This is a genomic window from Enterobacter sp. PP-008-ECC_S150 (assembly GCF_045257065.1).
Classification (GTDB): domain Bacteria; phylum Pseudomonadota; class Gammaproteobacteria; order Enterobacterales; family Enterobacteriaceae; genus Enterobacter; species Enterobacter chengduensis.
Map to the genome: position 1 here is coordinate 1 of NZ_JBJHHG010000047.1, position 6695 is coordinate 6695.

General features: G+C 49.9%; 11 protein-coding genes and 1 pseudogene. 5 read left to right on the top strand and 7 right to left on the bottom strand.

Translation table 11 applies throughout. From position 1 onward, the window contains the following. The 4 genes from ACJBF3_RS25655 to ACJBF3_RS25670 form a co-directional block, all read right to left on the bottom strand. Window positions 1-89: hypothetical protein (locus tag ACJBF3_RS25655; RefSeq protein ID WP_225526352.1), on the bottom strand; the 89-nt coding region annotated here is incomplete at its 3' end. Window positions 90-204: 115 nt separating this feature from the next. Then, the gene (locus ACJBF3_RS25660; RefSeq protein ID WP_000708863.1) at window positions 205-486 is read right to left on the bottom strand and encodes a hypothetical protein; all 282 of its coding nucleotides are present in this window, start codon (window positions 484-486) and stop codon (window positions 205-207) included. A gap of 65 nt (window positions 487-551) precedes the next feature. Further along, the gene (locus ACJBF3_RS25665) at window positions 552-1736 is read right to left on the bottom strand and encodes a hypothetical protein (protein ID WP_001272971.1); all 1185 of its coding nucleotides are present in this window, start codon (window positions 1734-1736) and stop codon (window positions 552-554) included. A gap of 416 nt (window positions 1737-2152) precedes the next feature. Next, entirely contained in the window at window positions 2153-2329 is a 177-nt protein-coding gene (locus ACJBF3_RS25670) for a hypothetical protein (RefSeq protein WP_001371930.1), read from the bottom strand. Window positions 2330-2839: 510 nt separating this feature from the next. Here ACJBF3_RS25670 and ACJBF3_RS25675 point away from each other — a divergent pair. From ACJBF3_RS25675 to ACJBF3_RS25695, 5 genes are all read left to right on the top strand, one after another. Next, on the top strand, window positions 2840-3784 hold the full coding sequence (locus ACJBF3_RS25675; protein WP_000778029.1) for a DUF5417 domain-containing protein: 945 nt from the start codon (window positions 2840-2842) through the stop codon (window positions 3782-3784). A 95-nt stretch (window positions 3785-3879) separates the two neighbouring features. Then, a complete protein-coding gene (locus ACJBF3_RS25680) occupies window positions 3880-4482 on the top strand; it encodes a hypothetical protein (protein ID WP_224222681.1) in 603 nt (200 codons plus the stop codon). Between the two features lie 59 nt (window positions 4483-4541). Then, window positions 4542-4892: a hypothetical protein gene (locus ACJBF3_RS25685; protein ID WP_000743059.1), complete on the top strand. Its 351-nt coding sequence runs from the start codon at window positions 4542-4544 to the stop codon at window positions 4890-4892. A 46-nt stretch (window positions 4893-4938) separates the two neighbouring features. Further along, window positions 4939-5142: a hypothetical protein gene (locus ACJBF3_RS25690; protein ID WP_001015183.1), complete on the top strand. Its 204-nt coding sequence runs from the start codon at window positions 4939-4941 to the stop codon at window positions 5140-5142. Between the two features lie 281 nt (window positions 5143-5423). Continuing rightward, complete coding sequence (locus ACJBF3_RS25695; RefSeq protein ID WP_000332796.1) at window positions 5424-5744, top strand: hypothetical protein; 321 nt, start codon at window positions 5424-5426, stop codon at window positions 5742-5744. A 608-nt stretch (window positions 5745-6352) separates the two neighbouring features. On the opposite strand, the gene ACJBF3_RS25700 is transcribed toward ACJBF3_RS25695, so the two are convergent. The 3 genes and pseudogenes from ACJBF3_RS25700 to ACJBF3_RS25710 form a co-directional block, all read right to left on the bottom strand. Further along, the gene (locus ACJBF3_RS25700; RefSeq protein WP_223152483.1) at window positions 6353-6472 is read right to left on the bottom strand and encodes a type I toxin-antitoxin system Hok family toxin; all 120 of its coding nucleotides are present in this window, start codon (window positions 6470-6472) and stop codon (window positions 6353-6355) included. Then, window positions 6420-6530, bottom strand: a pseudogene (locus ACJBF3_RS25705) (DUF5431 family protein); the annotation flags it as partial. The gene ACJBF3_RS25700 and the pseudogene ACJBF3_RS25705, both read right to left, overlap by 53 nt. 79 nt (window positions 6531-6609) lie before the next feature. Beyond that, the coding region (locus ACJBF3_RS25710; RefSeq protein ID WP_154846639.1) for an IS3 family transposase at window positions 6610-6695 on the bottom strand (86 nt) is incomplete at its 5' end.

The following is a 6695-nucleotide window of genomic DNA, read 5'->3' on the forward strand; positions in this document are numbered from 1 at the left end:
TTGTAGGTGGGCCAGTTGGTGATTTTGAACTTTTGCTTTGCCACGGAACGGTCTGCGTTGTCGGGAAGATGCGTGATCTGATCCTTCAACTCAGCAAAAGTTCGATTTATTCAACAAAGCCCACTTAACAGTGAACCATTCGGTGACTTGCTCTCCGTGAGGTCCACCGGGTTTATCCAGTAGGGAACATTCTGCTTTTACCGTTTACTGCATACGCGAGCAGGAATTCTGTTGCAGTTCTGCATTTGCCTGCTTTTCCAGTGCTGTCATAACCCGGCGGAGCATCGCCAGAGCCTGAACAGGCGAGCTCCCAAACTGCACTTTCACTTCATCCGTATCATGATCCTGAATCAGGTCGAGGATGTTCACTTCGATCCCTGCCCCGTTTTCATCTTTTGCCGTGCACTGAATACTTACCCGGGTCACCGAATCCGTCAGGACTGGCAGTGGGTTAGTCTTGTCTACGTTGATAAAAGCCTTCTTCATTGCCCTGTTTCCCCTTGTCCTGAAAAAGTTACCGACCCGTCCGGATGGAGGGGTCGGTCAGAAAATCATGCCTGTCCCTTATTCATCTTCTCAGCATGCTTACGCAGGTACTCTTTCAGGTCAGCATGAGCATTGATGATATCGTTCATTTCATCATTGGTCAGAACAAGCGTGTAAGTATCAGTGCTGACAGATTCACCTTCTTTAAGCTTGGCTTCTTCAGCAATACGTTCAAAAATCGGGATCGCGGTGTCGGCAATGACGGTCACGGTCTTTTTGTTCAGAACGCTGGACATGGATGGTGCTTTACCTGCCGGGTTCTGTTTAGGAGCGCTGTCCTTTGGAGCCGGAGCTGGTTCCTGTACCGGTGGCGTAACCAGCGTCTCTGTATTGCTTTCATCATTCAGTTGATCCGGTACCGGGGTGTTAACGGTAGCATTACCTGCCGGTTGCTCATCACCGGAGTTTTCCGGAGTCTGCGGATCTGCCATGCGCTCTTCTACCTTGGCAGCTTTGACGAATTTCAGCGTGTTTTTCGTCGCTTTACCATAGATGGAGATCGCCTTGTTGATGTTATCTACCGCATCCTCACCGCTGTACATATACTCGTCCAGCGCAACGTACATGCTCACCTGATCGCTCACAAGCATGGTCTGTAGTTCAGAAGGCAGGTCCAGTACGCGAACCATCTGGCGAAGATGCTGCTCTGATTTACCACGTTTTTTTGCCAGTTCCGCAAAGGTCTTAGGCTCTTCTTTATCTTCAACAAGACGCTTAATTGAAAGCGCTTCAGCTACGACAGACAGCGCCAGGTTGGAGTTGCCGGTCAGGGTGAAGAGTTCTGCTTTTGAAGCGCTACCGCGAAACTCTTCGCAGCGAATACGAGTAATGCGTTCACGCCCTTCTGCTTCCAGCTGGCGGTTTGCAATAGCGATGGAACGGATACGGCAAGCCCCCTGACGCAGTACAGGTACGCCATTAACCATCTGAACAACGATAGGCGTCACGCTGAACGGGTCTTCCATGTAGGCATCGGCCAGGCTGTTCAGGTGTTCCACAACGTGAGGCATTGAATAGTAGAGCTCGCCCATACCGGCCGTGCGGGTGTTAAAGCCTTCCTGCTCTACAACAACCGAAGGGTCAATGATAAGGCCGTTACCTTTACGGGCACCGTTACCAGTGCGTTCCAGGTAACCACGAAGGCTGATTTCGTTGCTGTTGTTTTTTACTTCAGTTTCGATTGCGGACATTTTTGTTCTCTCTTTTGGTTGGTTGTTTAACTGCGCTACAACACAACAATACCAGGTTCGACATTTTTTCTAATAGGTTGCACAGAAGAAAAAGTAACTTTTCTTAAAAAAAATTCCTGAGACAATACTACTCGATCCGTCCGTTTTAAATCTTCACAACAGTGGGCCGTTTTTACGTTTAAGCAAAATAGCTGGTTCAGAAGGTGAGTCGGAGAGAAAAGTTACTTTTCCGGTTGTCTGGGCCAGTGATGAGAGAGTGGCAGGACAGGAATGGCTAAACCGGTGCGGGTCTCTTGTAAGTCGCAGGGGATTGAGGAGATATAGAGGTAAACCGGTACGTTCAGTTTTTGGATTGAGCCGGGCTTTTGGCCCGGGCTTAAGGAAGCGGAAATTTGAACGAACTGGCAGGTAATGATTTATGCCGCCGACAGCTGGCCGTCAGTGCTTTGCTGTTCTGGTTTGACAGTTGGGGGATAACCGGCAGTTAGCCGCTGGCATTCCGCATCACAGAAAGCCCTGAGGTTGCTGAAGACGGACTCCATGAAATCAGCATGAGCATACGAGTCTACAGGACGTGTCTTGTTATCTTTCATCTTGTTCTCCTCAATCATTATTAAAACCAGCGGATTTAGTTCCTGGCGCTCCATCTGCTGACCGGCTTTCCCAGAGAGCAGCGATGTGTCGGGTTCTGTTTCTCATTTTATCGTTTTCATCGGGCCCATCCGGCCGTATAAGAGACCGATTTGGCATGTTTAAGAAACGTACTGGCGACATTAAAAGCTGAGGTTGGCTTTGGAATAAAAGGATACTTTTCCCGTTTGTCAGGTCTTTCGCTACCGCTGCACGATGATTCTGTCAGGCATTCTGCGCCCTCCTTGGCTGTACATCTTGAAACAAGCGGTGGGATGTTCCCTTCCCCCTGCTCACCGCAGAATAATTGGCAAGTCCCGACGGTCGTTCCGTACGAGCCGGGTCCAAATAATGAATAAATACAACGCCACTTCAATTGTATTGACAATAGAAGTTAGGAGGATCATAGTGTCATTCATGGTGCGGCTTTCGCACCACCGCCCCGGCGGTACCGGGCAGAACTGGAGTACCTCATGAAACTTTCCCGTCAGACGACTTCTGATACTTCTGTTGATGGCCGTTCACGCGCATATGCCTGGGGCCGTGTCCATTATTTCATTATCGAACATGCACCAATGGCTGAGCTGGTCGCTATTGACGAGCTGCTGGAAAAAGCTGGCTGGAGCAATGACGGCTGTCCGAACTATGAGAAAGATGACGAGTTTGGTAATGCTGGTTACAGCTGTGGTTACTGGATCGATATTGACAGCGTGGGAAGCTTCAAGGCTGACTACAAACGTCTTAAGGGTGAGATTAGTGCGCATATCGCCTCAAAGGCGGCAGAGGTGGAGATCCGCGTACTGGACTCGATGTCCGACAAAGAATGTAAAGATGTTGCCTCGGTGGCATGTACTGTTCGCCGTGACTTACGTACGCAGTCCGAATCGCTTCATTCACTGCGTACTATCGTAACGGTTGATCATTACAATCCCTATGTGATCACCAGCCGCCCGCTGAGCATTTCCGCCTGGACACTTATCCACGACTGTCTGAAAACCGGCACCATCAATGACGTCTGTTCACGGTTGAGTTCATTAATCCTGCACTCTGAAGCCGCGATTGCCCGTTGTAAGGGAAGCTCCGACTACTCTTCGGAACACGCTCAGCTATCGTTTTTTGCTGGTAACGACTATGTCACCAGACGCACCCTTGTTGATGCAGCTCACGAAGAGGCTCTGCGAATGAACCGCCGCTTTGATGAACGTATTGCAATGAACGCGGATTCTGATGCCAGAAGGCTCCAGTGCGAATTCAACCTGAGCAACCATGTCGTACAGCGTCGGACCGTTGAATCTGCTCATATCCAGGCAATCAACGAAGACGTCACCCGTTCACAGGCGGAACCACGCTGCCCTGGAAAGCTTCTTCTGAAAATGACCAGTCATGAGGAAGTGCGGGACTCACTGAGCACCTGTTAGTCCAGCGACACCCCCTGCGGCTCTACTACCGGGCCGCAGTCTGCTCCGGCCAGATGGTGCCAGTGGCGTAATGAATTTGTTTAATAAGGCTGAGTATGATGAATAAAGAACAACTAATCGACAAACTGGAACGCGTGGTATGTGGTCAGTACTCCTACGAAATGCAGGAGCTTGCGTATTCGGCCCTCTGCTGCATTAAAGGCACCCCGGACGACTGCGCTAAGTTCCCTGTTACGCGTCCGCTGCCTGACACCTTAGTGGACGTATGGGACGAGATCGGGCAATACCTTGGCACAGGCAAAGCCATTGAAACTCGCAGTTGCGGCGTTTCGCTTCTGCTTCATGGACACTGCTACGATTCAAATCATGTGCTGTACTGGCGCAATGCTGGCGCACTTCCAGCAGCTTGCGATACGCCACTGGCTGGTGGGTCTCGCAAACTGTTCACCTGCTCAGCCTGTGGAGTGGACGGTCTGGATGAACCACCTGAAACCAGTTGCCACTGCTGCACAGAGGGGGCCCACTGGATTGAGAGCAGGCTCTTCACCTCCGGGCAGGCAGACCCTGAAGAATTTAGACCCGTGGCGGTCGTGAAAGTGTGTGCAGGCTCAACGCCGGATGATCGGCTCATCTGGAGCGTGATTGAACAGCTCAACGGCGAACTGGCGGAAGGCGATAAACTATTTAAGCGACGCTGACAGATCACGTCAGCATTTATATCAGACGAACTCCAGAATAATTTAAAGCAACCATGAACATGAAAAAGCCCAAAGCTGCATTACAGAATGCCATGAAAGAAGATGTGCCAGCTGTGACACAGATTCAGATGCGATCTACGGTTTCCAGAAAGGTTCGCTATGTAAAACAGGCAAATCGAGAGGGTCTGAAATTATCTGAGTGGATGTCGCGGCATCTCGACGCTGTCTGTGATACCGCAGATGAGATTCATAAAGGCAAACGCTCAACTCCGGTTGCGCCTGGGAAGATTCCCCCTGAGGTATACCAGGTGATATACGATCAGTGCGGCGGGTTCGTGGAGTGTGATGCTAATGCCCAGGTAATCTGGGAAGCCTGCCGTGATGCCATTCTTAACGGAGACAAAGGGTAAACGGCAGGTATCGCCTGTCATTTTTACCCTTGTGAGGAAAATCCTGATGAACCATGAGAGCCGAACTGTATACCTGAACACGGCCATTGAGGCCCTGTTGAAAGCTGAGGCGGCTCTGAACGAGCTGGCATTAGCCTATGTACTCAAACCAGGTGAAAAGGCAAGCGCATGCCATCCCCGAACCGGTACGCTTTCCACAGCTTCCCAGGTAAGAAAACTTCGCCGTGTTCTAGAAAAAAACAAGTTATGACGGCCCTTATACGCTGGCATAATGTACCGTGCTTCGCTCATCCCAGCAGTATGGGTTTTAAACTCTTCCATTTTTAAGAGTACGGGAAGAGCCTTATTATTGTCGCATACCCTACGGATGCATTGCAGTTCAAACCGCTGTTCGGTGCAATTATTGCTGTATCCGGCGGATTTGAAAATGACAGAAATAGTGATGTAAAGCTCCGCCATTAAAGAAATGCCCCGTAGTTTGGCGAATCAACTTTCTGAATTATCTCGATGAACACCATTTAAGGAAATCGAATGTGTGATTTTTGCAGGGCTGACGAAAATTACTTTCATATGGCAGAATGCGTGTATGACCAACTGGTTAAAGAGTATCCCGTAATGTGGCTGCGGGATTCAACCCGGATCGGGGCCTGCTACCTCTGTCGAGAACTGCTGTCGCCGGAGGGGATGGTCCTGGCGATGCAGAGCGCTTTCCCTGCGAAGGGATGGCGGCTGCGTATTTGGTACAATGAAACCATTGACGAAGAGATAGAACCGCAGCGTGGAGACTGTATTGAGCTGTCCTCCAGGGCGGACGCTCTGCTGTCCTTCATGTCGTTCCAGGAAAAGGTTTAGCGCTGCGGCCCCCCTCACAAAAAGGCGCTTTCCGCGACAAATCTGGTACGACCGGACAACGTTGAGTCAATTCTTGCTTCCCCGCAGAAGAATCCCTATGAAGTAAAGTAGAGGTAGGCATTACGCCCACCAGCAAACCTGATAACTGTTCTTTGCGTAACATCCTCAAACTTCTGGTGCCTTCGTAGACTGCGATGCGAATGCCCATGAGCTGAATTCACCGTATCATTTGACCGGATGCAGCGAGAACAGAAATGACAATGTTTGAACGATTTGCCAGACGGCCATAAAACTCTACTGGGTACAGAATAAGGACTGACCGCAATGGCTACGTTCTATGAGCTACCGACCAGTGAGAAGTCCATTGTTTCCGGTACGTGCCCGGACGAGCACCGGTGAAATTTTTCCCGACTGGATTACGCTAAGGCTTTTGAACGGTTTGCGTGAAGTGGGACTCTTTGGGTCTGGTTCTTGATTTATACAAAAGGCTATATGCCACAAGACGGGAGGAAAAAAGGGTTTCCCCGACTGGAGAAACCCTTTCAAAAGGTGCCGATGGCATACTAATCCACACCCCGAAAAGAGGGGGTTGCCCCCCTCTTTGTCAGCTACTTACCGGATTCGTAGGCCAGGATAGCAGATACCTCCCTTGTTCCGTCTTTCATCCGCAACTCGCAAAGCGAGTTTCGTGTGAGCCAGGTGAATATCAACAGCGTTAAACAAACTATTAATATGCACAAAACAATGGGTTGGTTCGGCATTTTCATGGCCTTCTTCTCCTTGCATTTAAGCAGGCAAGAGGCTACTCTGAATGTGACTAGCATACAGGGGCCTCGGGTTGTACTGACCCCAAAAAGTTGGACAGTTAAACACGAGGCACATAGGTCTGGGTTCGATATTCAATTGGACTCAGACCTTTTAATTTCAGGCTAATTCTTCTGCTGTTGTAGT